The sequence below is a fragment of the Pseudomonas sp. Snoq117.2 genome (assembly GCF_900110545.1).
Classification (GTDB): domain Bacteria; phylum Pseudomonadota; class Gammaproteobacteria; order Pseudomonadales; family Pseudomonadaceae; genus Chryseomonas; species Chryseomonas benzopyrenica.
Genome location: NZ_FOED01000001.1, coordinates 725,068 through 745,593, shown reverse-complemented (window position 1 = coordinate 745,593; position 20,526 = coordinate 725,068). Strand labels below are relative to the sequence as shown.

The following is a 20,526-nucleotide window of genomic DNA, read 5'->3' as shown; positions in this document are numbered from 1 at the left end:
TCGATGAATACCCTTATCCTGAAACCCGGCACCCTCGACCTGGCCCGGCTGCGCCAGGCCTATCAGCAGCCGCTGCGCGTCGAGCTGGATACAGCGGCCTATGCGGCCATAGACGCCAGTGTGGCCTGCGTGGAAAGCATCCTGGCCGAAGGCCGGACCGCCTATGGCATCAACACCGGCTTCGGCCTGCTGGCCTCGACGCGGATCGCGCCGGCGGATCTGGAAAAGCTGCAGCGCTCCCTGGTGCTGTCCCATGCCGCCGGTGTGGGCGAGGCGCTGGACGACGACCTGGTGCGGCTGATCATGCTGCTCAAGGTCAACAGTCTGGCCCGCGGTTTCTCCGCCATTCGCCGCCAGGTCATCGAGGCGCTGATCGCCTTGATCAATGCCGAGGTCTATCCACATATCCCGCTCAAGGGCTCGGTGGGCGCCTCGGGTGACCTGGCGCCGCTGGCGCACATGTCGCTGGTGCTGATCGGCGAGAGCAAGGCGCGCTACCAGGGCCAGTGGCTGCCGGCCCGCGAGGCGCTGGCGGTCGCGGGTCTCGAACCCATGACCCTGGCGGCCAAGGAGGGCCTGGCGCTGCTCAATGGCACCCAGGTGTCCACCGCCTATGCGCTGCGCGGGCTGTTCGAAGGCGAAGACCTGTTCGCTGCGGCCACGGTCTGCGGCGGCTTGAGCGTCGAGGCCATGCTCGGTTCCCGGGCGCCCTTCGATGCGCGCATCCATGCCGCGCGGGGCCAGCGTGGTCAGATCGATGTGGCCGCGGCCTATCGCGAGCTGCTCACCGATAGCAGCGAGGTGTCCCGCTCCCACGCCAATTGCGACAAGGTCCAGGATCCCTATTCGCTGCGCTGCCAGCCCCAGGTGATGGGCGCCTGCCTGACCCAGCTGCGCCAGGCCGCCGAGGTGCTGGAGGTGGAAGCCAACGCCGTGTCTGATAACCCGCTGGTGTTCGCGGAAGAGGGCGACGTCATCTCCGGCGGCAACTTCCACGCCGAGCCAGTGGCCATGGCCGCCGACAACCTGGCCCTGGCGCTGGCCGAGGTCGGCGCCCTGTCGGAGCGGCGCATCTCGCTGATGATGGATCGGCACATGTCCCAGCTGCCGCCCTTCCTGGTGGAGAACGGCGGGGTCAATTCCGGCTTCATGATCGCCCAGGTCACCGCCGCGGCCCTGGCCAGCGACAACAAGGCCCTGGCGCATCCGGCCAGCGTCGACAGCCTGCCCACCTCGGCCAACCAGGAGGACCACGTGTCCATGGCGCCCAATGCCGGCAAGCGGCTGTGGGCCATGGCCGAGAACGTGCGCGGCATCCTGGCCATCGAGTGGCTGGGTGCCTGCCAGGGCCTGGACTTCCGTCACGGCCTGAAGAGTTCGGAACGCCTGGAAAAGGCGCGCAGCCGCTTGCGCGAGCGGGTGCCCTACTACCAGGAAGACCGTTTCTTCGCCCCGGACATCGAGGCGGCCAGCGCGCTGCTGGCCAGCGGTTGCCTGAACGAGCTGATCACAGCGCGCCTGCTACCTAGTCTCTAAGGGCTACCGCCCGCCTGCAAGGCCGCCTTCTCTGCGGGCGGCCATCTCTGTACTACAACAACAATCGGAGATCTCTAGCATGACCAACCTGGTTGGCCTCACGCGGGGTTTGAATGCCCGGCACATACGTTTCATCGCCCTTGGCTCGGCCATCGGCACGGGCCTGTTCTACGGTTCGGCCTCGGCGATCCAGCTAGCCGGCCCGTCGGTACTCTTGGCCTATCTGATCGCCGGAGCGGCGGTGTACATGGTCATGCGCGCCCTGGGCGAGATGGCGGTACGCAATCCGGTTTCCGGTTCCTTCGGGGCGTATGCCTCCAGCTACCTGGGCCCGCTGGCGGGCTTTCTCACCGGCTGGACCTACTACTTCGAGATGGTCATCGTCTGCCTGGCCGACGTGACCGCGTTCGGCATCTACATGGGCTTCTGGTTTCCCGACGTGCCGCGCTGGATCTGGGTGCTGTCGATCATCTTCTTTATCGGCGCTCTCAATCTCTGCTCGGTCAGGTCTTTGGCGAGCTGGAGTTCTGGCTGTCCGCGCTCAAGGTCGGTGCCATCGTGGCGATGATCCTGGGTGGTCTGGGCATCATGTTCTATGGAATGGGCCTGAGCGAAGGCGGGACCGGCATCCAGAATCTCTGGGCGCACGGGGGCTTCCTGCCCAATGGCATCGGCGGCTTCATTGCCTGTTTCGCGGTGGTGGTCTTCGCCTTCGGTGGCATCGAGATCATTGGCGTCACCGCGGGTGAGGCCAAGGATCCGCAGCGGGTCATCCCCCAGGCGATCAGGGCCGTGCCCGTGCGGATCCTGCTGTTCTATGTGCTGACGCTGTTTGTGCTGATGGCCATCTTTCCCTGGCCGGAGATCGGTACCAAGGGCAGTCCCTTCGTACAGATATTCGATCACCTCGGCATCGGCTTCGCTGCCGTGCTGCTCAACATCGTGGTGATCTCCGCGGCGATTTCGGCGATCAACAGCAACGTCTTCGGCGCGGGACGCATGCTCTATGGCATGGCCAAGCAAGGTCAGGCGCCGGCGGGGTTCGCCAAGGTGTCGCGCAATGGCGTGCCCTGGCTGACGGCGGTGGTCATGGCGCTTGCCCTGCTGCTGGGCGTGATCCTCAACTACCTGATCCCCGAAGACGTCTTCTTGCTTATCGCCTCCCTGGCGACCTTCGCGACGGTCTGGGTCTGGTTGATGATCCTGCTGTCCCAGGTCGCCATGCGGCGAGGGATGACGCCTGCCGAGACGGCCGCGCTGAAGTTTCCGGTTCCTCTGTGGCCCGTGGCGCCTGCTGCAGCGATTGGCTTCATGCTGTTCGTGTTCGGCGTGCTGGGCTGGTTCCCGGACAGTCGTCCGGCCATGGGGGTAGGCGTGGTATGGCTTGGCTTGCTGATCCTCGCCTACTACATCTGGGTCCGGCCTTCCGCTGACCGGCAGCCGGCGCTGGCGGTGGAGTAACGTCGAGAGGTTTCCGTCCCCTGCCAACGGATGGCAAGGGACGGAGCGGGGCGTATCATTCGACTCTTTGCGTTGCCAACGCCATGGAGATCCGGTGACCAGCCAGACGCCCCCGCGCTACAAGATGATCGAAGATTTCCTGCTGACGCGGATCCGCAACGGGGACTATCCAGTCAATCACCAGATTCCTCCCGAAGAGCAGCTGGCGCGGGACTTCTCGGTCAGTCGGATGACGGCCAACAAGGCGATCAACAACCTGGTGCAGCAAGGCTATCTGGTGCGCCAGGCCGGGCTGGGAACCTTCGTCACCGATTCCCGTGCCGAATCCTCGCTACACGAGGTGATGAACATTGCCGCCGAGGTGCGCGCAAGGGGGCATAGGTACGCCAACGATGTCTTGCGCAGCGAAGCCATCGCCGCCGATGACGAGGTGGCCCTGCGTCTCGGCCTGCGGATCGGTAGCCAGGTGTTCCACAGCATCCTGGTGCACCGTGAGGATGGCGTGCCCATCCAGCTCGAAGATCGCTATGTCAATCCGCGCTGGGTGCCGCATTACCTGGACAGCGACTTCAGCTGCCAGACGCCCAACGAGGTGCTGGTGGCCAGCTGTCCGATCAGTGATGTCGAGCACATCGTCGAGGCGGTGCTGGCCAACGCTCAGACCGCGCACTGGCTGGAGATCGCCGAGGGGGCGGCCTGCCTGTCGATGATCCGCCGGACCTGGTCGAACGAGCACCTGATCAGTTACGTGCGGCTGCTGCATCCTGGCGACAGGTACAAGCTGAGCTCGACGACGCGGCATCGCTGAAACAGGGACCTCAAGCCAGGACGATGCCGCTGCGAGTCAGGCAACCGGATGCTATGGCGGGCAGGTTCCGCAGCCGCTGGTGGCGGTCTTGGGGGTCGCCAGCGGTCGCAGCTGGATCAGGCCGAGGTGCGCCTGGCCCTGCAGGGTCAGGGTTTGACCAGAGGAAGCAAGGGCAACACGCGCCGCATCATGCCGCTCCAGCCTGATTGGCGAATGGCCGCCCAGGATGCACAAAGACCCTTGGTCGCAGAACAGCAAGGTGGTCGCCACCACGCCTAGCTGCCGAGTACCGTCGAGCCTTAGCCAGCTCAGCTCGCCCTGGTAGCGATCCGGGCGATAGATCAGATTGAAATCGCGGATGGGTCCATCGAGCAATTTGCAGCTGACCTGGGCGTCACCGGAAAAGATGAACGTCTCCCAACAGCCGAGCGCTGGGGTGCATAGGCCGTCGACATTCAGCCGCATGCCGGCGCCTTCGAGCACACTGATGATTCGCGTCATGCCGGGGAAGGGAGAGAAGTCGCCTGACTGGGAGACGTCCGCCATGGAGACCCGCCAGCCGAAGTCCGCCTTTGTGCCATCCGTGTCGCGGGCTATCTCCAGGGTGGTGCCCAGGCCGTTACGCCAGGCCATGCGGCGATGCGCAGCGGCGGGCAGATGCTCGACGAGATTCATGGGCTGACCTGCCTGGCTTGCTGGATCGCCTGGCCCTGACACAAGGTCTTGGTCCACAAGCCCGCACATCCTTCAAGCATCTGACCAGCCTCCTCGACGGCAAGGGGTGCAAGGGCATCGCTCGCGAAACGAGCGTGATCCTGCAAAAGCGAGATAGTAAGAACAACTCTGGCTATTTGTATAGACATTTGAGAGGTCAGAGCTTTACTAGGAGAATGCCTTGGCGTTCGGGTAGTACCTCCGCAGCTGATTCTGTCCGCCTGGGTCTGTCGGGTCGTCCTGGTCAGTCTGCAGATAGCCGACACCGAGGCGCCGGCTGGATAAATCAGAGCTTGTCCACCAGCGCCACGGCATCCTGTTTGGCCTGGTCGCGTGAAGCCTGGTCGACCTCGGCACCGAACAGGGTCTTTTCCACCACCACGGTATGCATCCGGTCGATGCCGACCATCTCGCACCAGGTGCGCAGATAGGATTCCTGATGCTCCTGGCGATCCAGGGCCGCACCGCGGGCGGCGATCACCAGCGCCTGGCGACCGCCGAGCAGGCCATTGAGGCCGCGCTCGTCGAAGGTGAACAGCAGGTCCTTCTGGCTGACCACGTCGAACAGCTGCTTGAGCTTGTAGGGGATGCCGAAATTCCAGCAGGGCACGCCGAACACCAGGACATCGGCGGCCTTGAAGCGCTGCGCCAGCACCTTGGCGACCGTCCAGGCGTGCGCCTGCTCGGTGCTGAGGGACTCGCCCTGGATGCCGGCGTATTTGGCGTCGAGGATGGGACCGTCGAATTCCGGCAGGTCGCAATGCCAGGCATCGAGGGTATCCACCTCGGCGTCGGGATGCCTGTCCTGCCAGGCCTGGATGAAAGCGGTAGCGACTTCCAGCGAGGCGGAGCGATCCTGGCGGGGCGAACCTATCACGTGCAGCAGGCGGGGCATGGGCAGATCCTCGAAGGATGGGGATTGCGATAACTATAATCCCGTCAACGGGGTACGCCAGTCTGAAGCGAGGCGGGCCGATGGATGGTCTCGAAAGCGATTTTCGGCGTGACGATCGGTGTTGGGCGGGCCCTCACCCCAGCCCTCTCCCAGGGGAGAGGGGATGGTTGGGTGCGAGTGGGAGGCCGCGTGCGCTGTAGGGTGGACAAGGACGCAGCCTCGGTCAGGGCGGGAGCGACGGGGCGACTACGTAGGTTGCGCTGGGACAGCTCCACCGTCGAAGCCCGACAACCAACGTCGTGCCAGCCCCGTTGGGCTTCGCTGGCGCTCAACCCAACCTACGCGCCCATCCTTCACTCGTAGGTTGGGCGAAGCCCAACAACTGTCCCATCCCCACCTCAGGCCGAACCGGCTTCCGTGCGCAGGGCCGAGCCGCGCAGGCCGAGCAGGGTGTCCAGCAGCAGGAACAGCAGCAGGCTGCCGCCGAGCACCGGCAGGCACAGGCCGAGCAGCACGGCCGTCGCCGGGACCAGCAGGCGCGGCAGGGGCGACAGCTGCCGCCAGAGGGCGACCAGGCCCGGTTGCGCCGGATCGCGAGTGGGACGACGGCGCCACCAGAGCAGATAGCCCCAGACGGTCATGACCAGCAGGCCGAGGGCGATGGCCACCAGCACCAGCTGGTTGGCCAGACCGAACAGCACGCCCATATGGGCATCGATCCCCCAGCGGGTCAGCTTGGCCGGCAGCGAGTACTGGGCGAAGCGCACCTGGTCTACCACCTGGAGGCTGGTCGGATCGACGGCGACGGCGTCCACCTGGGTCGGCCAGCGGCGGTCGATCTCGCTGACCGTCCAGGCCTTGTCGGCGCTACGGGCCGGACGGATCTCCAGCTTGCCTGCGTCGATGCCGGCGGCGCGGGCGCTGGCCAGTACCCGGTTGAAGGTGGCTGGATCCTGCGGCGGCGCCATGGTCATGTGCATGGCGCCATGGCCGTGGTGCTCAGCGTGCTCGTCGTGGGCCATGGCCGGTGCCGGTGCGCTGCCCAGGGCGGTCTTCACGCTGGGCGTGGACCAGCCATAGTGGGCGCGCAGCACGCCGATGTTGTCGCCGGCGAAGCGCGACCAGGTCAGGCCGGTGGCGGAGAGGAACAGCAGTCCGCCCAGCAGCCAGACGCCGGTGCTGGCATGCAGACCGCGCAGCCCTCGGGCCGGGCGGCGCTGGCGGCGCCGCACCAGCCACAGCGTGAGACCGCCGAGGGCCGCGACCCACAGCCAGGAGGCGGCCAGCTCGCTGTAGAGGCGACCGGGTTCGCCCAGCAGCAGGCTGCGGTGGAACTGATCGATGGCGGTGCGCAGCGGCAGGATGCCGCTGGTGCCATAGACGGTCAGGTCGCCACGGATGGCACCGGTGACAGGATCGACGAAGAGGGCGCGATGGGCCGATTCGCCCAGGGACGGATCGTTGAACATCACCCGGGTGGTGTCGCCCGCCGAAGGGGCGGGACGTACCGCGCCCAGGGTCAGGGCCGGACCGGCGACGGCCTGGGCGGCGCGGACCTGCTCGGCCAGTGGCAGGGCTTCGCCACGGCTGGGGGTGTGCAGGGCCTCGGCATAGAGGCGCGCTTCCAGTTGCGGCGTGAGGGCATAGAGCAGGCCGCTGGCGGCGGCCACCAGCAGGAAGGGACCGACGAACAGGCCGATGAGGAAATGCAGCCGCGCCAGCAGCTGTAGCAGCGGCCCCGGCGCCTTGGCGGCCGGAGCGGAGGGGTGCGAAGTCATAGCGTTCACCACGGAGCGACGCGCGACCAGCGAGGGGCCACGCGCGGGATTACGAAAAGAGAGGACAGCCGTCTTTCGTCGCCGAGGTGTCAGGGCGCCTGGGGATGGAGCGTGGAGCGTCGCGCGCGGGGTGGAGGCGGCAGCGCGCTCTGGTAGCGGCGGCGATGGGGTTCGCCAGGACGCAGCAGCCATTGCAGGGCGACGGCCAGCAGGGTGGCGAGGAACAGGGTGGCGGCGAACACGCAATCACCCGTGGGCGAGAGGGTCGTCACGCTGCCGCCCGGGAGGCCCGCGTGCATGCCGGCCATGTCATCACCCTGGACGGCCTGAGCGTGCAGGCCGTGATGGTGCTCATGCACCTGGCCGAGAGATGGCAGGACCGGCAGGGTGAGGCGTGCCAGCATCTGACCATGGCCCAGGGCGCAGACGAGTCCGTTCAACAGGATGCAGGCGAGCAGCATCCAGGCGAGCGAAGCGCGCGGGAAACGGACGGTTTTCATGGCTGGGACTGTATCATCGTCGCGAGCGGCGCACAGCCCGGCCGGCGCGGCCCTGCGCCGAAATGTCGCGCCCCGCCCGCTGCCGAAGAGACCAAACACCGCCATGAGCCAAGCGCCTTCCATCAGCCTGGAACGGATCACCGCAGCGGATGACGAGACGCTGGGCTTCCTGCTGGCGAGCTATCGCGAGCTGTTCGGTAGCCGGGTCGAGGCGACGACCCTGCCCCCGGATCTACAGGACTTCGCCGACCACTATGGGGCAGGCCGCGGCTGCCTGCTGATCGCCCGGGGTGCCGCCGGGGAGCCCCTCGGCAGCATCGCCTACCGGCCCTACGACCGGCGCTTTCCGCAGCTGGCCTATCCCGGCGAGCGGGTGGTGGAGGTGGTGCGGCTGTATGTGGCGCCGCAGCAGCGTCGCCAGGGCCTGGCGCGACGGCTGTTCGGGGCGCTGCTGGCCCAGGCGCGGCAGGAGGCGGTCGACCGCCTCTATCTGCACACCCACCCCTTCCTGCCCGGGGCCGAGGCTTTCTGGCTCGGCCAGGGCTTCCGGGTCGTCGAACGGGAGACGACCCTGCCCTGGCAGACCATCCATCTGGATCGACGGCTGGACAGCCCTCAGGCGTCCGCCGGCCCGCGACAGAGCAGATAGGTATCCATGATCCAGCCGTGTTCTTCGCGCGCGGCACTGCGCACCTGGTGGATCTCTTCAGCCACCTCCTGCAGTGGTCCGGCGATGAGGATCTCGTCCGCCGTGCCGACATAGGCGCCCCAGTAGATGTGCAGGCCGGGCTCATCCAGGCGGCGATAGGCCTCGTGGGAATCGAGCATCACCACCAGGCTGTCCAGGTGCGCGGGGAAGCGCTCCAGGCGCCGGCCGGGGGTGATCTCCAGGGCCTGGCCGATGCGATTGAGCGGCACCCGGTGGCGCGCGGCCAGGGCCTGGACGCTGGAGATGCCGGGGATCACCTCGTAGTCGAAGTCCAGCCGGCCGTCGCGCCGGATCGCCGCCAGGATGCGCAGGGTGCTGTCGTACAGCGCCGGATCGCCCCAGACCAGGAAGGCGCCGCATTCGTCGTCCGCCAGCTCGTGCTCGATCATCTCCACCATCAGCGCCTGCTTGGCGGCGTTGAGGTCGTCCACCGCCTGACGATAGTCGCCTTCGCGGCGGCGCTCGGGGATGGGCGCGGTGACGAAACGATAGTCCGCCTGGCGGATGTGCCGGGCGCAGATGGTTTCGCGCAGGTGGATCAGGCTGTCCTTTTCCGTGCCCTTGTCGAACAGGAAGAAGGTGCTGGCGCGATTGAGGGCGGCGATGGCCTGGAGGGTGAGGTAGTCGGGATCGCCGGCGCCGATGCCGATGACCAGCAGGGTTTTCATGGGGTGGCCTCGATGGAAGGAGCAGCGCCTAGTGTAACGGGGGATGTCTTCTCCGTAGAGACTCGGGCAATCGTCATGCTAGGTTCGACCGGTTTGCCTGCTGCCAGGCAGGGATGGACAGGATCGAGGAGGACAGGGGCGTGACGATGACGGCGAGCTGGCGACGGATACCCCGCGGGGTCTGGATTCTGGGTGGGGTGAGCCTGTTCATGGATATCTCCTCGGAGATGATCCACAGCCTGTTGCCGCTGTTCCTGGCTACCGGCCTGGGCCTGAGCGTGCTCTATATCGGCATCCTCGAAGGGGTGGCCGAGGCGACCGCGCTCATCACCAAGATCTTTTCCGGCGTACTCAGCGACTACCTGGGCAAGCGCAAGGGCCTGGCGGTGCTGGGCTATGGCCTGGGCGCCCTGAGCAAGCCGCTGTTCGCCCTGGCCAGTGGTGCCGGCCTGGTGTTCGGCGCGCGCTTCCTGGATCGCATCGGCAAGGGTATCCGTGGGGCGCCGCGCGACGCCCTGGTGGCCGACGTCACGCCGCCGGAGATCCGCGGTGCCGCCTATGGCCTGCGCCAGTCGCTGGATACCCTCGGCGCCTTTCTCGGCCCGCTGCTGGCGGTGGGGCTGATGCTGCTCTGGGCCAACGATTTCCGCGCGGTGTTCTGGGTGGCGGTGATCCCCGCCTTCATCGCCGTCGCCTTGCTGTATTTCGGCCTGGAGGAACCCAAGGCGGCCATCGTCCAGGCGCGCACCAATCCGCTCACCCGCAGTCAGCTGCGCAAGTTGCCGGCAGCCTTCTGGCAGGTGGCGCTGCTCGGCGGCGTCTTCACCCTGGCGCGCTTCAGCGAGGCCTTCCTGGTGCTCAAGGCCGAGCAGGTGGGCGTACCCCTGGCGCTGGTGCCGCTGGTGATGGTGGGCATGCACCTGGTGTTCGCGCTGTCGGCCTATCCGCTGGGGGCGCTGTCCGACCGGGTCAGCCATTGCGCGCTGCTGGCTTGGGGGCTGGTGCTGCTGATCCTGGCCGACCTGGCGCTGGCCTTCAGCAGCGGCTGGATCGGGCTGGCCCTGGGCATCCTGCTCTGGGGCCTGCACATGGGCATGACCCAGGGCCTGCTCGCCGCTATGGTCGCCAAGACCGCCCCGGCCGAATTGCGCGGCACCGCCTTTGGCCTGTTCAACCTGGTCAGTGGCATCGCCTTATTGCTGGCCAGCACCATCGCCGGCGCGCTCTGGCACTTCGTCGGCTCCGCCGCCACCTTCCAGTTCGGTGCCCTGGCGGCGGCACTGACCTTGCTGGTGCTGGCCGCCTGCCGCCGTAGCGTGGCGCCGATTACGGGTTAGTCGAACAGGGGCCGCAGATAGGGTGCCGTGGGGCTGGCGGGATCGTCCGCTACCGCGCGGGGCGTGCCGCAGGCGACGATGCGCCCACCGGCCGTGCCGGCGCCGGGGCCGATGTCGATCAGCCAATCGCTGCCGGCCACCACCTGCAGGTTGTGCTCCACCAGCACCACGGTATTGCCTTCGTCGACCAGGCCGTGCAGCTGGCGCATCAGGCGCTCCACGTCGGCCGGGTGCAGGCCGGTAGTGGGCTCGTCCAGCACATAGAGGGTGGTACCGCGACTGGTGCGCTGCAGTTCGGTGGCCAGCTTGATGCGCTGAGCCTCGCCGCCGGAGAGTTCGGTGGCCGGCTGGCCCAGGCGCAGATAGCCCAGGCCGATGTCGGCCAGCACCCGCAGCGCGCGCGCCACCGGGGCTTCCTCGGCGAAGAAGGCCAGAGCCTCGTCCACCGTCAGATGCAGCACCTCGGCGATGGTCTTGCCCTGCCAGCGCACCTCCAGGGTCTCGGGGTTGTAGCGCGCGCCCTGACAGGTGGGGCAGGCGGCGTAGACGCTGGGCATGAACAGCAGTTCGACGCTGACGAAGCCCTCGCCCTCGCAGGTCGGGCAGCGGCCCTTGGCGACGTTGAAGGAGAAGCGCCCGGCATCGAAGCCGCGTTCCTGCGCTTCGGGGGTGGCGGCGAACAGCTTGCGCACCCCGTCGAACAGGCCGGTGTAGGTGGCCAGGTTGGAGCGTGGGGTGCGGCCGATGGGCTTCTGGTCCACCGGTACCAGCCGGCGAATGCCGCCGAGGCCACCGACCACCTGCCCAGTGGTGGCGGGCAGGGCATCGCCGTCCAGTTCCGGGGCTTCGTCGCCATCTTCGGCGGCGCGCTGGCCCAGTTCGGCGCCCACCAGTTCCAGCAGCGCCTGGCTGACCAGACTGGATTTGCCCGAACCGGAGACACCGGTCACCGCCGTCAGGCAGCCCAGCGGAAAGGCGGCGTCCAGGCCCTGCAGGTTGTTGCGGGTGACCCCGGCCAGCCGCAGCCAGCCCTGGGGTTCACGGGGCGGCCGGGTCTCGCGTTGCGGCGCGGCGAACAGATAGCGCGCCGTCACCGACTCCTCGACCTCGGCCAGACCGGCGGGCGGGCCGCTGTAGAGTACCCGGCCACCGCCTTCGCCGGCTGCGGGACCGACATCCACCAGCCAGTCGGCGCGCTTCATGGTGGCCAGATCGTGCTCCACCACGAACAGCGAATTGCCCTGGGCCTTGAGGCCGTCGAGGGCTTCCAGCAGCGACTCGCCATCGGCCGGATGCAGGCCCGCGGACGGCTCGTCCAGCACATAGACCACGCCGAACAGCTGGGACACCAGCTGGGTCGCCAGGCGCAGGCGCTGCAGTTCACCGGAGGAAAGGGTGGTGGTGCTGCGCTCCAGCGCCAGGTAGCCAAGGCCCAGGCGGGTCAGGGTCTGCAGCCGTTCCAGCAATTCGCTGGCCATGCGCTGGGCGGCCAGGCGTTTCTCCGGTGAGAGATCGGGGGTACGGCGCACGTCCGGGGCACTGGCATGATCGCTGCCGCCGGCGGCCTTGCGCCGGGCGCGATCCTGCTTACCGGCCTGGGCGTCCAGCACGCCCCTGTCCTGGGTGTCGTCGAAATCCCCCGCGGCCACCCGGCGCAGCAGCACGCTCAGGTCATCCAGCGGCAGGCGCGACAGCTCGCCGATGTCCAGGCCGGCAAAGGTCACCGAGAGCGCCGCCCGGGTCAGGCGCTTGCCGTGGCACAGCGGACAGGTCTGGCCGATCATGAAGCGCGCCGCGCGTTGCTTCATCTTGGCGCTCTGGGAATTGGCGAAGGTGTGCAGCACATGGCGCCGCGCCCCGGTGTAGGTGCCCTGGTAGCTGGGTTCGGCCTTGCGTTTGAGGGCGGCGCGGGTCTGTTCGGGGGTGAGGCCGGCATAGACCGGGACGGTGGGCTGCTCCTCGGTGAAAAGGATCCAGTCGCGCTGCTTTTGTGGCAGGTCGCGCCAGGGGATGTCGACGTCATAGCCGAGGGTGACCAGGATATCGCGCAGATTTTGCCCGCCCCAGGCGGTAGGCCAGGCGGCGATGGCGCGCTGGCGGATGGTCAGCGACGCATCCGGCACCATGGAGGCTTCCGTGACCTCGTAGACCCGACCCAGGCCGTGGCACTCGGGACAGGCGCCCTGGGGCGTGTTGGGCGAGAAGTCCTCGGCATAGAGCATCGGCTGCTGGGCGGGGTAGCGGCCGGCGCGGGAGTAGAGCATCCGCACCAGGCTGGAGAGCCCGGTCACGCTGCCCATGGACGAGCGACTGTTGGGCTGGCCGCGCTGCTGCTGCAGGGCCACCGCCGGCGGCAGGCCTTCGATGGCCTCCACCTGGGGCACCCCCACCTGATCGATCAGCCGCCGCGCATAGGGCGCCACCGATTCGAAGTAGCGGCGCTGGGCCTCGGCATAGAGGGTGCCGAAGGCCAGCGATGACTTGCCCGAGCCGGACACCCCGGTAAAGACCACCAGGGCATCGCGGGGGATATCCACGTCGACGTTCTTCAGATTGTGCTCGCGGGCACCGCGGACGGAGACGAAACCGGGACGGGGGGAGGAGGGCATGACGGGCGGAAACCTTGACTGAGAGCGTGCAGATTCGGACCGCGGCACGGCGCAAAGGATCGCCGGGCGATACCGGACGACGGGACAGAGGTCTCATCGTCCGGTTACCCAGGCTCAAGGTTGCAGCGGGCTCAGAAGGTGTAGCTGACCGACAGCGTCGCGTTGCGCGGCGCGCCGTAGTTGCCGCTGGTGGCGTTGTTGTAGAGCGACAGCAGGTATTTGCGGTCGGTGAGGTTGTTGAGATTGAGCTGGGTGCTCCAGTGTTCGTCGAAATCGTAGCTGCCCAGCACATCCACCAGGGCATAGGCGTTCTGGTGGATGCGGCTGTTGTTGTCGTTCTCGATACCGCTCTGCCATCTCAGCCGCGCGCCGACCTTGGCCTGGGGCAGGCCCGGCAGGCGATAGGTCGCCAGGCCACGCAAGCTGTGGCTGGGCACGAATTTGCGCGCCCGCTCGCCGTCCGCGTCGTCGATGCGCACATAGGTGTAGCCGGCTAGCAGGTCCAGGCCGGGCAGCGCCTCGCCGGAGACCTGCAGCTCCAGGCCATGGCTCTGGTAGTCAGTGGTGTCGTAGAGATAGCGCGAACCGGCGAACACCGAGGTCGAGGCCACGTTGCGCTGCTCGGTCTTGAACACCGCGGCGGTCAGGCTCAAGCGGTCGTCGAACAGGCCACCCTTGATCCCGGCTTCCAGGCTCTTGCCTTCCAGCGGATCGAGCAGCCGGCCATCCAGGCCGAAGCTGTATTGTGGGCTGAAGATCTTGGTCCAGCTGGCATAGAGGCTCCATTGCGGACTCAGGTCGTAGACCAGGCCGGTGTAGGGAGTGACCTCGCCATGGGCACGGGTGTAGTAGTCGGCGCCATAGCTCAGGCCGCTGGCATCGGCGCTGAGCATCCGCGCACCGACGATCCAGTGCAGGTCGTCGACCAGCTCGAAGCGGGCGCCGGCGAACAAGCTTTTCTGGCGGTCGGTGAAGTCCTGGGTGTGGCCGATATCGTCGGTGTATTGCAGCGACGGCTCGGGGACCCCGGCCAGGGAGCCGGAGAGGGTGGTGGGGTAGTAGCCATCCTCGGCGAGGATCTTTTCCCGCAACTTCTGGTGGGTCCGGCCGTAGCTGGCGCCCAGGGTGAGTTCGTGGTCGCGGCCGAATAGCTGGAAGGGGCCGGACAGCCTGGCCTCGCCGATCAGCTGGTGCGCCTTGCTGGCGGAATGGTCGCCAAAGGCGGTGGCGTCGTCGCCGTTGACGCCGAAGATGTAGTACATGTCGGCGTTCTGCCGCTCGGTAACGCCGGTCGCCGTGAGGGTACCCCGCCAGCCGTTGCCGAAGTCGTGGGTGAATTCGCCGAAGACGCGCTGGGTATCCAGATTCCAGTAGGTCCAGTCCTGGCCGATGCTGGAACTGCGCCGGCCGTAGTGCAACGGATTGCCGTCCACATCGGCCAGCGGCAGGTTGCCCCAGGAGCTGCCGTTGGCGTCGCTGTTGTGCTGGGAGAAACCCAGGGTCAGGGTATCGGCCTCGCTGAGGTCGAAGGCCACCAGGCCGGCCGCGATGTTCTTTTCATGGCCATAGCGATCCAGCCAGGAATTGCCCTTGTCGTGGGCGTAGATGAAGCGTCCGCGTACCTTGCCGGTCTCGGTCAGGGGGCCGGAGACATCGGCATCCACCCGGCGGTTGTCCCAGGAACCGATGCTGGCGCCGAGCCTGGCCTGGAACTCGGCGGTGGGCCGCTTGCGCACGAAATTGACGGCGGCGGAGGGATTGCCGGTGCCACTCATCAGGCCATTGGCCCCGTGCAGGACGTCCACCTGCTCGTATTCGGCCAGGTCCTGGTCGCCCACCAGGGTGGTGCTGACGAAGGGCATGCCCATGCCGTCGTACTGGAAGCTGTTGATGTCGAAGCCGCGCGAGGTGAACTGGGTGCGGTCGGTCTCGGTCTGCTCGACGGTCACCGACGGGGCGGCACGCAGGGCTTCCTTGATGCTCTGCAGGCGGAAATCCTCGACCTGGTCGCGGGTCAGGGTGGTGATCGCCTGGGGTGTCTGCCGCTCGCTCAGGCCCAGGCGCGTGGTGCTGGTGCTGACCGGGCGCTGGTAGCCGATATCCGCGCCACCGCCCGTGGCGCTGGCCTGGATGGTGGTTTCGGGCATGGCCAGGGCGGCCTCGGCGCTGCCGGCTTCCAAGGCATAGATGCCGGCACCGCGTTCGCTCCAGCGATAGCCGCTGCCACGCAGCAGGCGCTCGAAACCCTGGTCGAGGGTATAGCGTCCCTGCAGTCCCGGACTGCTGCGCCCGGCCAGCGGCGCCGGATCGAACACCAGCTGGACCCCGGCGGTAGCGGCGAAACGGGCCAGCACCGCACTCAGCGGACCGGCGGGAATCCGGTAGTCACGCACCTCCGCGGCGGCCAGGGCCGGCAGCGGCAGCAGGGCCAGCCCGGTAGCCGCCAGGGGCACGCCCTGCAGGGCGACGGCCAGGATTAGTGGGGTGAAGGCTCGGGTGGCGGGTTGCTGCCGGTGGATCTTTGCCATGTCGTGTTGCCGTCCTCTTGAGCGCACCAGGCGCGGGCTGCCACCGCTCCCCATGAGGGTGTCTGCAGCTATCCCGGACGAGCGCGGCAAAGTGCTCAGGGCAGCGCGAACTTTTTTCGGCTGGATCGCCAGCGTTCAGGGCGCCCCCACCGCCACCCAGTAGCGGGTGCGGCGCGTGATGCGGATCGGCAGGGTGCGTTCCAGCGCCAGCAGGGCCTGGTCGGTGTCGTCCAGCGATAGGGCGCCGGACACCCGCAGCCCGGCGACGGCCGGGTCGCAGCGCAGCAGGCCGGGGCGATAGCGACCCAGTTCGGCCAGCACCTCGGCCAGCGGGCGGTCGTGGGCGACCAGCATGCCGCGTGTCCAGAGGCTGGCATCCTCGTCCACCAGGGCGCGGCGCTGCACGCCGCGGGCATCGAACCAGGCCTGTTGCCCGGCAGCCAGCCGCACGGCAGCGCCCCATTGCGGACGCAGCTCCACGCCGTGGGCGAAGACCGCGACCTGGCACAACCCTTCTTCCAATCGCACGCTGAAGCGGGTGCCCAGCGCCTCGATCTCGCCCTGCGCCAGGTCGATCACGAAGGGTCGGCGCGGCACGACCGGATCGGCATGGGTGGTCACCAGCACCTCGCCGCGGCGCAGGTGCAGGCGGCGGATGCCTTCGTCGAAGCGTACGTCCAGGGCGGAGTCGCTGTTCAGCACCAGTTGGCTGCCGTCGGCGAGCAGCAGGGAGCGCCGCTCGCCGATGGCGGTCGTCAGCTCGGCGCCCAGCCCATCCGGCGGCAGGGTGCGCAGCGCCAGCCAGCCGCTGGGGCCCCTACCAGCAGGGCGGTGAGCAGGCGCAGGGTGCGCCGCCGGCTGAGGGCCCGGTCACCTGCGCGGCGTAGCGCCTGCTGACCGATATCCAGCGGAACGCTGGCGAAGGTACCCATGACCCGCTCGGCCCGTGCCCAGGCCGCGCGATGGGCCTCGCTCTGCGCCCGCCAGCGCTCAAAGGCCTGGCGCTGCGCCTCGTCGGTGTCGTCGAAGTTCAGCGCGAGTAGCCACTCGGCCGCTTCTTCGAGCAGCTGCGGCGCGGGAGGATTCATGCTTCGCCGGCCACCAGGCAAGCCACCAGGGCGCGCTGGATGTAGCGACGTACGGTGATCACCGCCAGATCCAGCCGCACGGCGATCTCGGCCAGGGTCAGTCGCTGGAATTGCGCCAGCAGAAAGGCCTCCCGGACCGGGGCGGGCAGGCCATCGAGCATGGCATCGATGCGCAGGAGGGCGTCGACGATCAGCCAGTGCGTCTCCGGCGACGGCACCTGGGCCTCCGGCAGGTGGGCGATGGCGTCGCGATAGGCGCGTTCTACCTCCTGGCGTCGCCAGAGGTCGATCACCAACCCCTTGGCCACCTGCACCAGATAGCGCCGAGAGTCTTCACGCACCGGCAGGCGCCCGGAACCGAGGATGCGCAGGTAGGTGTCCTGAGCGATGTCCGCCGCATCCGGCGCGTTGCCCAGCCGCCCGCGCAGCCAGCCGCTGAGCCAGCCATGATGATCGCGATAGAGCTGATCCAACGCGACGGTGGGCGAGCCGGAAGACAGGGCAGGGCGCATGGAAGATCCTTGGCGCGAGCGCCGGTCTTTAAATGATAAAGCGTCTCATTTTAGTTAAAGGCGAGGGGTCGCACAATCTGCGATCGAGCGGATCGACGAAGCGGGCAGGTGGTCGGGGGCAGGTGGGCATCGCCTGCCGCTTCCGAGTTGGGCCGGGCAGGCCGGCGGGGAAGATGCGGGAGCGAGAAGCGCGGCCCGAGGCGGTTAGCCCCGGGCCAGTTTCACAGTGGCCTCAGTCCTGCGCATGCTCCAGGGCATAGGCGCGGCAGTGGGCCAGGTAGCCCATTTCGTGGGCGCCTACCAGTTGCACCACGCTGCTCCACAGCCAGGAGGGCGCATCCAGGGTGCGGGTACGATTGCGCTGCAGATCGCTCATCCACTCCACCCGGGTGGCCAAGTCCATCTGCCGGGCATGGGCACGCCCGACCACCCGGGCCAGGTAGGCCGCGGCGCTCATGGCCTCGCGGGCGCTGAGTTCATCCAGTTCCAGCTTGAGATCCTGGGGCAGCAGTTCGCGGATGAAAAAGGAGTGATCGAGCAGGCGTACCGCCAGCATGCGATTGCCCAGGGCCGGGGAGAGCTGGCGTGCCCCTTCCACCACGCGCTTGCCGTTGTCGCGGGGCATGGTGGCATGGGCCACCCGCGGAGCGGCGGCGGCCACCGCCTGCTTGACGTCGATCAGGCAGTAGTCCTGGTCGTCGCCGTCGTCCACCCCCAGCAACACGGCATAGCGGCGCAGCCCCAGGGAGCTGCAACCCTTGACCCAGTAGGCACTGTCGAGCAATTCGACGCGGCTGTCGTGGCTGCGGCCCTTGAGCGAGGTCACCAGGGCATGGATACCCGGTGTTTCGCACAACTCGGCGATGGCCTGGCGCTCGGCCTTGCTCAGCTGCCAGAAGTGCTTGCCCAGCGGCAGCTTGGGTCGGGTGTTTTCCATGCGTTCGCGGGCCAGGTGCTTCCAGGTGCGTTGCACCGCGCTGCGCATCCCGGCCTTGACCTGGGCCGGTCGCGGCACCTCGCGCTCGAGGTCGTCCTCGAAGGCTATCTCGTAGCCGCGCATCATCTCTTCGAGCATCCGTGCCGTGGTCACCCCTGGCAGGTCGGAGCCGCGTGCCGCCGTGGCCAGCGACAGTGCCAGGCGCACCAGGTCGTGGGCCGGATTGCCGACCACGGTCTGGTCTAGGTCGCGGATATTGACGTCGGTGGTGCCGTGCAGATCGCCCGTGGGGCCGAGGTTACCGGCATGGCAGTCGCCGCAGATCCACACCGCCGGCCCATTGGGCAGGCTGCGACCGGGCTGGCTGTGCAGCCACTCGTAGAAGTGCACCGTACTGCCCCGCACATAGGCGTGGGCAGAACGGGCCATTTTCAGATTGCGCAGCTGGTTGAGGCGAGGCAGACGATCGACGGGACGCGGGGTTTTCATGCAGGGCGCAGGCCTTGGGGGAGACGCCTGTGTGACCGTTGCGCTAGGGGAATGTTTCAGTTTGTGTCAGCAGTCCACCGCTGGCCAGGGCCAGGCGGTGGGAGGTCGGGATCGCGTGGCGAAGACCGCAGGTCAGCGCTAGCAACGAAACTGGCCGATCTGCCGATTCAGGTCATTGGCCAGGGCATCCAGGGAGACGGCGGTCTTGACCGTCTCGTCGATGGCCTCGCTGTTTTGCTGGGCCATCTGCGCCAGGCGCTCCACGGTACGGGCGACGTCATGGCTGGCGGCGGTCTGTTCGCGAAGGGACAGGGAGATCTGGTTGACCACCCGTACCACCTTGTCCGAGGAATTGTTGATGCTGACTACCGCCTCGCCGGCCTGATTGGCCAGATCGACCCCGCCGTTGACCTGGCGCACGCCCACCTCCATGTCGCTCATGGCCGCCTGGGTCGCTGCCTGGATCTTCTCGATCATGGCAGCGATCTCCTGGGTGGAGTTGGTGGTGCGTTGCGCCAGCTGGCGCACCTCGTCGGCCACCACGGCGAAGCCGCGCCCCTGTTCGCCAGCCCGCGCCGCCTCGATGGCGGCGTTGAGCGCCAGCAGGTTGGTCTGGTCGGCGATGCCCTTGATCACGCTGACGATGGACGACACCCGTTCCGAGTGCTCGCCCAGTTCACCGATGCGGGTGGCCGAGGACTGCACCGTGCCGGCGATGGATTTCATGCTGTCCACCGAAGCCTGGATGGTCTGGCCGCCATCCTGGGCCAGGCGACCCGACTGGCTGGAGAGGTCGTGGGCTTCCCCGGCGTTGTCGGACACGTGGTTGATGCTCACGGTCAGCTGCTCCACGGTGGCCGCCATGCTGGAGGCGGCACTGGATTGCTCCTGGGCGGCGGTGGACAGCTGCTGGGAGTTGGCGGAGATGCTGTGGGAGGCGGCGACCAGTTGGTCGGTGCCCTGCTTGATCCCCTGGATCATGTCGCGCAGCCTGTCCTGCATCTGGCCGAAGGCGGTCAGCAGCTGACCCAGCTCGTCACGTCCGCCGGCAGGGATCGGCGAATCGAGTCGGCCGGCGGCGATGGCCCGGGCGATGGCGACGGTCTGGGCCAGTCGACCCACGATGGTGCGCGACAGCGACCAGGCGATGCCCAGCGCCAGCAGCGCGGCGAGGATGCCACCGCTGATCAGGATCAGCATGGCCTGCTGCTTGGCGTCGTCCATCGACTGGGTACGGCTGTCCAGCAGCCGATTCTCCCGGCTCTTGATCTGCCCCAGCAATTCGCGCATCGCGTCCATCTTGCCCTTGTCCTGGGCGGTGGCGATGCGGGCGGTGAGGGTGTCCAGCGGCTGGGTACCGGCGTTGACCTGCCGGCGTAGCGCCAGAATCTGCTGCACGGACTCGTTGTTCCATTGCTGCTTGGCCTGACCCAGCTGGGCCAGACCGGCCTGCTGCTCGGGATTGTCGCGGGTGAGCTGGGTCAGGTCCTGCAACTGATCGGCGAACTGTTGTTCGCCTTTGTTCAGGGGTTCGAGAAACTCGTCCTTGCCGGTCAGGGCGAAGCCACGCATGCCGGTTTCCATGTTGACCAACGCCAGCAGGGCGGCATCGGAATCCTGCAGCACATGGTAGGAGTGGATGTTCTGCCGGACGGCCAGGTTGACTTGGGTGAAGCCATGACTGGCCGCCAGGATCAGCGCCAGGATGATGACCAGGATCGCGCCGAAGCCGAGTCTGAGTTTGTTCGAGATGGTCAGCTGTTGCAGCATGGGAAAACCTCAAGTGCTAGGTAGTCGACTCACGCCCAGGGGGGCAAGGTTAGGGGTTATGGCGAGCTAGCGGAGGGGAACGCGACTGATCCGTGTCTTGCGTTGACGGCGGCGGAAGCGTGACTCCTGGTGGTACAGGTATCGCAGATGACGCGGCTCGATCATCCCTGTGGCGGAGCGAGCGCCG

The 20,526-nt window shown here is 67.5% G+C and carries 16 protein-coding genes and 3 pseudogenes; 5 read left to right on the top strand and 14 right to left on the bottom strand.

What is annotated here, in order from left to right; translation table 11 throughout:
* Positions 1–3 precede the first annotated feature (3 nt).
* The 3 genes and pseudogenes from hutH to hutC all read left to right on the top strand — a co-directional run bounded on the left by hutH (position 4) and on the right by hutC (position 3,805).
* The gene (gene hutH / locus BMZ43_RS03670; RefSeq protein WP_093249898.1) at positions 4–1,536 is read left to right on the top strand and encodes a histidine ammonia-lyase; all 1,533 of its coding nucleotides are present in this window, start codon (positions 4–6) and stop codon (positions 1,534–1,536) included.
* A 79-nt stretch (positions 1,537–1,615) separates the two neighbouring features.
* Positions 1,616–2,997, top strand: a pseudogene (locus BMZ43_RS03665) (amino acid permease).
* A gap of 94 nt (positions 2,998–3,091) precedes the next feature.
* Positions 3,092–3,805, top strand: coding sequence for a histidine utilization repressor (hutC, locus tag BMZ43_RS03660; RefSeq protein ID WP_064306731.1), 714 nt, complete (start codon positions 3,092–3,094; stop codon positions 3,803–3,805).
* A 51-nt stretch (positions 3,806–3,856) separates the two neighbouring features.
* Here the strand turns inward: hutC and BMZ43_RS03655 are convergent, their stop codons facing one another.
* From BMZ43_RS03655 to BMZ43_RS03640, 4 genes are all read right to left on the bottom strand, one after another.
* On the bottom strand, positions 3,857–4,480 hold the full coding sequence (locus tag BMZ43_RS03655) for a HutD/Ves family protein (protein ID WP_064306730.1): 624 nt from the start codon (positions 4,478–4,480) through the stop codon (positions 3,857–3,859).
* A 325-nt stretch (positions 4,481–4,805) separates the two neighbouring features.
* Positions 4,806–5,414: an FMN-dependent NADH-azoreductase gene (locus BMZ43_RS03650; protein ID WP_064306728.1), complete on the bottom strand. Its 609-nt coding sequence runs from the start codon at positions 5,412–5,414 to the stop codon at positions 4,806–4,808.
* A 398-nt stretch (positions 5,415–5,812) separates the two neighbouring features.
* A complete protein-coding gene (locus BMZ43_RS03645; protein ID WP_093249894.1) occupies positions 5,813–7,192 on the bottom strand; it encodes a PepSY-associated TM helix domain-containing protein in 1,380 nt (459 codons plus the stop codon).
* Between the two features lie 89 nt (positions 7,193–7,281).
* Complete coding sequence (locus BMZ43_RS03640; RefSeq protein ID WP_256562862.1) at positions 7,282–7,692, bottom strand: DUF2946 family protein; 411 nt, start codon at positions 7,690–7,692, stop codon at positions 7,282–7,284.
* A 103-nt stretch (positions 7,693–7,795) separates the two neighbouring features.
* On the opposite strand from BMZ43_RS03640, the gene BMZ43_RS03635 reads away from it, so the two are divergent.
* A complete protein-coding gene (locus tag BMZ43_RS03635) occupies positions 7,796–8,341 on the top strand; it encodes a GNAT family N-acetyltransferase (RefSeq protein WP_093249888.1) in 546 nt (181 codons plus the stop codon).
* On the opposite strand, the gene cobF is transcribed toward BMZ43_RS03635, so the two are convergent.
* Positions 8,308–9,069, bottom strand: a complete 762-nt coding sequence (gene cobF, locus BMZ43_RS03630; protein WP_093249884.1) for a precorrin-6A synthase (deacetylating) — start codon at positions 9,067–9,069, stop codon at positions 8,308–8,310. The two genes, BMZ43_RS03635 and cobF, sit on opposite strands and share 34 nt — an antisense overlap.
* 73 nt (positions 9,070–9,142) lie before the next feature.
* Complete coding sequence (locus tag BMZ43_RS26410; protein ID WP_177344753.1) at positions 9,143–9,280, bottom strand: hypothetical protein; 138 nt, start codon at positions 9,278–9,280, stop codon at positions 9,143–9,145.
* On the opposite strand from BMZ43_RS26410, the gene BMZ43_RS03625 reads away from it, so the two are divergent.
* Complete coding sequence (locus BMZ43_RS03625) at positions 9,216–10,406, top strand: MFS transporter (protein ID WP_093249881.1); 1,191 nt, start codon at positions 9,216–9,218, stop codon at positions 10,404–10,406. The genes BMZ43_RS26410 and BMZ43_RS03625 overlap by 65 nt on opposite strands.
* On the opposite strand, the gene BMZ43_RS03620 is transcribed toward BMZ43_RS03625, so the two are convergent.
* From BMZ43_RS03620 to BMZ43_RS27165, 8 genes and pseudogenes are all read right to left on the bottom strand, one after another.
* Complete coding sequence (locus tag BMZ43_RS03620; RefSeq protein WP_093249877.1) at positions 10,403–13,015, bottom strand: excinuclease ABC subunit UvrA; 2,613 nt, start codon at positions 13,013–13,015, stop codon at positions 10,403–10,405. The genes BMZ43_RS03625 and BMZ43_RS03620 overlap by 4 nt on opposite strands.
* 131 nt (positions 13,016–13,146) lie before the next feature.
* The gene (locus BMZ43_RS03615; RefSeq protein ID WP_093249874.1) at positions 13,147–15,543 is read right to left on the bottom strand and encodes a TonB-dependent siderophore receptor; all 2,397 of its coding nucleotides are present in this window, start codon (positions 15,541–15,543) and stop codon (positions 13,147–13,149) included.
* 135 nt (positions 15,544–15,678) lie between these two features.
* Positions 15,679–16,245, bottom strand: a complete 567-nt coding sequence (locus tag BMZ43_RS26850) for a FecR domain-containing protein (protein ID WP_256562861.1) — start codon at positions 16,243–16,245, stop codon at positions 15,679–15,681.
* A 53-nt stretch (positions 16,246–16,298) separates the two neighbouring features.
* Positions 16,299–16,631: a FecR/PupR family sigma factor regulator gene (locus BMZ43_RS26845; protein WP_256562860.1), complete on the bottom strand. Its 333-nt coding sequence runs from the start codon at positions 16,629–16,631 to the stop codon at positions 16,299–16,301.
* Entirely contained in the window at positions 16,628–17,143 is a 516-nt protein-coding gene (locus BMZ43_RS03605) for a sigma-70 family RNA polymerase sigma factor (protein ID WP_093249871.1), read from the bottom strand. Before BMZ43_RS03605 ends, BMZ43_RS26845 begins: the two co-directional genes overlap by 4 nt.
* Positions 17,144–17,375: 232 nt before the next feature.
* Positions 17,376–18,569 carry a DUF2252 domain-containing protein gene (locus tag BMZ43_RS03600; RefSeq protein ID WP_017638991.1) on the bottom strand — a complete coding sequence of 398 codons (1,194 nt, stop codon included), beginning with the start codon at positions 18,567–18,569 and terminating at the stop codon, positions 17,376–17,378.
* A 138-nt stretch (positions 18,570–18,707) separates the two neighbouring features.
* Positions 18,708–19,304 (bottom strand): annotated as a pseudogene (locus BMZ43_RS27170) (methyl-accepting chemotaxis protein); the annotation flags it as partial.
* A gap of 258 nt (positions 19,305–19,562) precedes the next feature.
* Positions 19,563–20,339: pseudogene (locus tag BMZ43_RS27165) on the bottom strand (CHASE3 domain-containing protein); the annotation flags it as partial.
* Between the last annotated feature and the right edge of the window lie 187 nt (positions 20,340–20,526).

Excerpts from the sequence above, each read along its gene's own strand:
- BMZ43_RS03635 (WP_093249888.1), top strand. The coding sequence starts at position 7,796 with ATGAGCCAAGCGCCTTCCATCAGCCTGGAACGGATCACCGCAGCGGAT.
- cobF (WP_093249884.1), bottom strand. The coding sequence starts at position 9,069 with ATGAAAACCCTGCTGGTCATCGGCATCGGCGCCGGCGATCCCGACTAC.
- hutH (WP_093249898.1), top strand. The coding sequence starts at position 4 with ATGAATACCCTTATCCTGAAACCCGGCACCCTCGACCTGGCCCGGCTG.
- BMZ43_RS03625 (WP_093249881.1), top strand. The coding sequence starts at position 9,216 with ATGACGGCGAGCTGGCGACGGATACCCCGCGGGGTCTGGATTCTGGGT.
- BMZ43_RS03645 (WP_093249894.1), bottom strand. The coding sequence starts at position 7,192 with ATGACTTCGCACCCCTCCGCTCCGGCCGCCAAGGCGCCGGGGCCGCTG.
- BMZ43_RS03605 (WP_093249871.1), bottom strand. The coding sequence starts at position 17,143 with ATGCGCCCTGCCCTGTCTTCCGGCTCGCCCACCGTCGCGTTGGATCAG.
- BMZ43_RS03600 (WP_017638991.1), bottom strand. The coding sequence starts at position 18,569 with ATGAAAACCCCGCGTCCCGTCGATCGTCTGCCTCGCCTCAACCAGCTG.
- BMZ43_RS03620 (WP_093249877.1), bottom strand. The coding sequence starts at position 13,015 with ATGCCCTCCTCCCCCCGTCCCGGTTTCGTCTCCGTCCGCGGTGCCCGC.
- BMZ43_RS26845 (WP_256562860.1), bottom strand. The coding sequence starts at position 16,631 with ATGAATCCTCCCGCGCCGCAGCTGCTCGAAGAAGCGGCCGAGTGGCTA.
- BMZ43_RS26410 (WP_177344753.1), bottom strand. The coding sequence starts at position 9,280 with ATGAACAGGCTCACCCCACCCAGAATCCAGACCCCGCGGGGTATCCGT.
- BMZ43_RS03655 (WP_064306730.1), bottom strand. The coding sequence starts at position 4,480 with ATGAATCTCGTCGAGCATCTGCCCGCCGCTGCGCATCGCCGCATGGCC.
- BMZ43_RS03650 (WP_064306728.1), bottom strand. The coding sequence starts at position 5,414 with ATGCCCCGCCTGCTGCACGTGATAGGTTCGCCCCGCCAGGATCGCTCC.
- BMZ43_RS03640 (WP_256562862.1), bottom strand. The coding sequence starts at position 7,692 with ATGAAAACCGTCCGTTTCCCGCGCGCTTCGCTCGCCTGGATGCTGCTC.
- BMZ43_RS03615 (WP_093249874.1), bottom strand. The coding sequence starts at position 15,543 with ATGGCAAAGATCCACCGGCAGCAACCCGCCACCCGAGCCTTCACCCCA.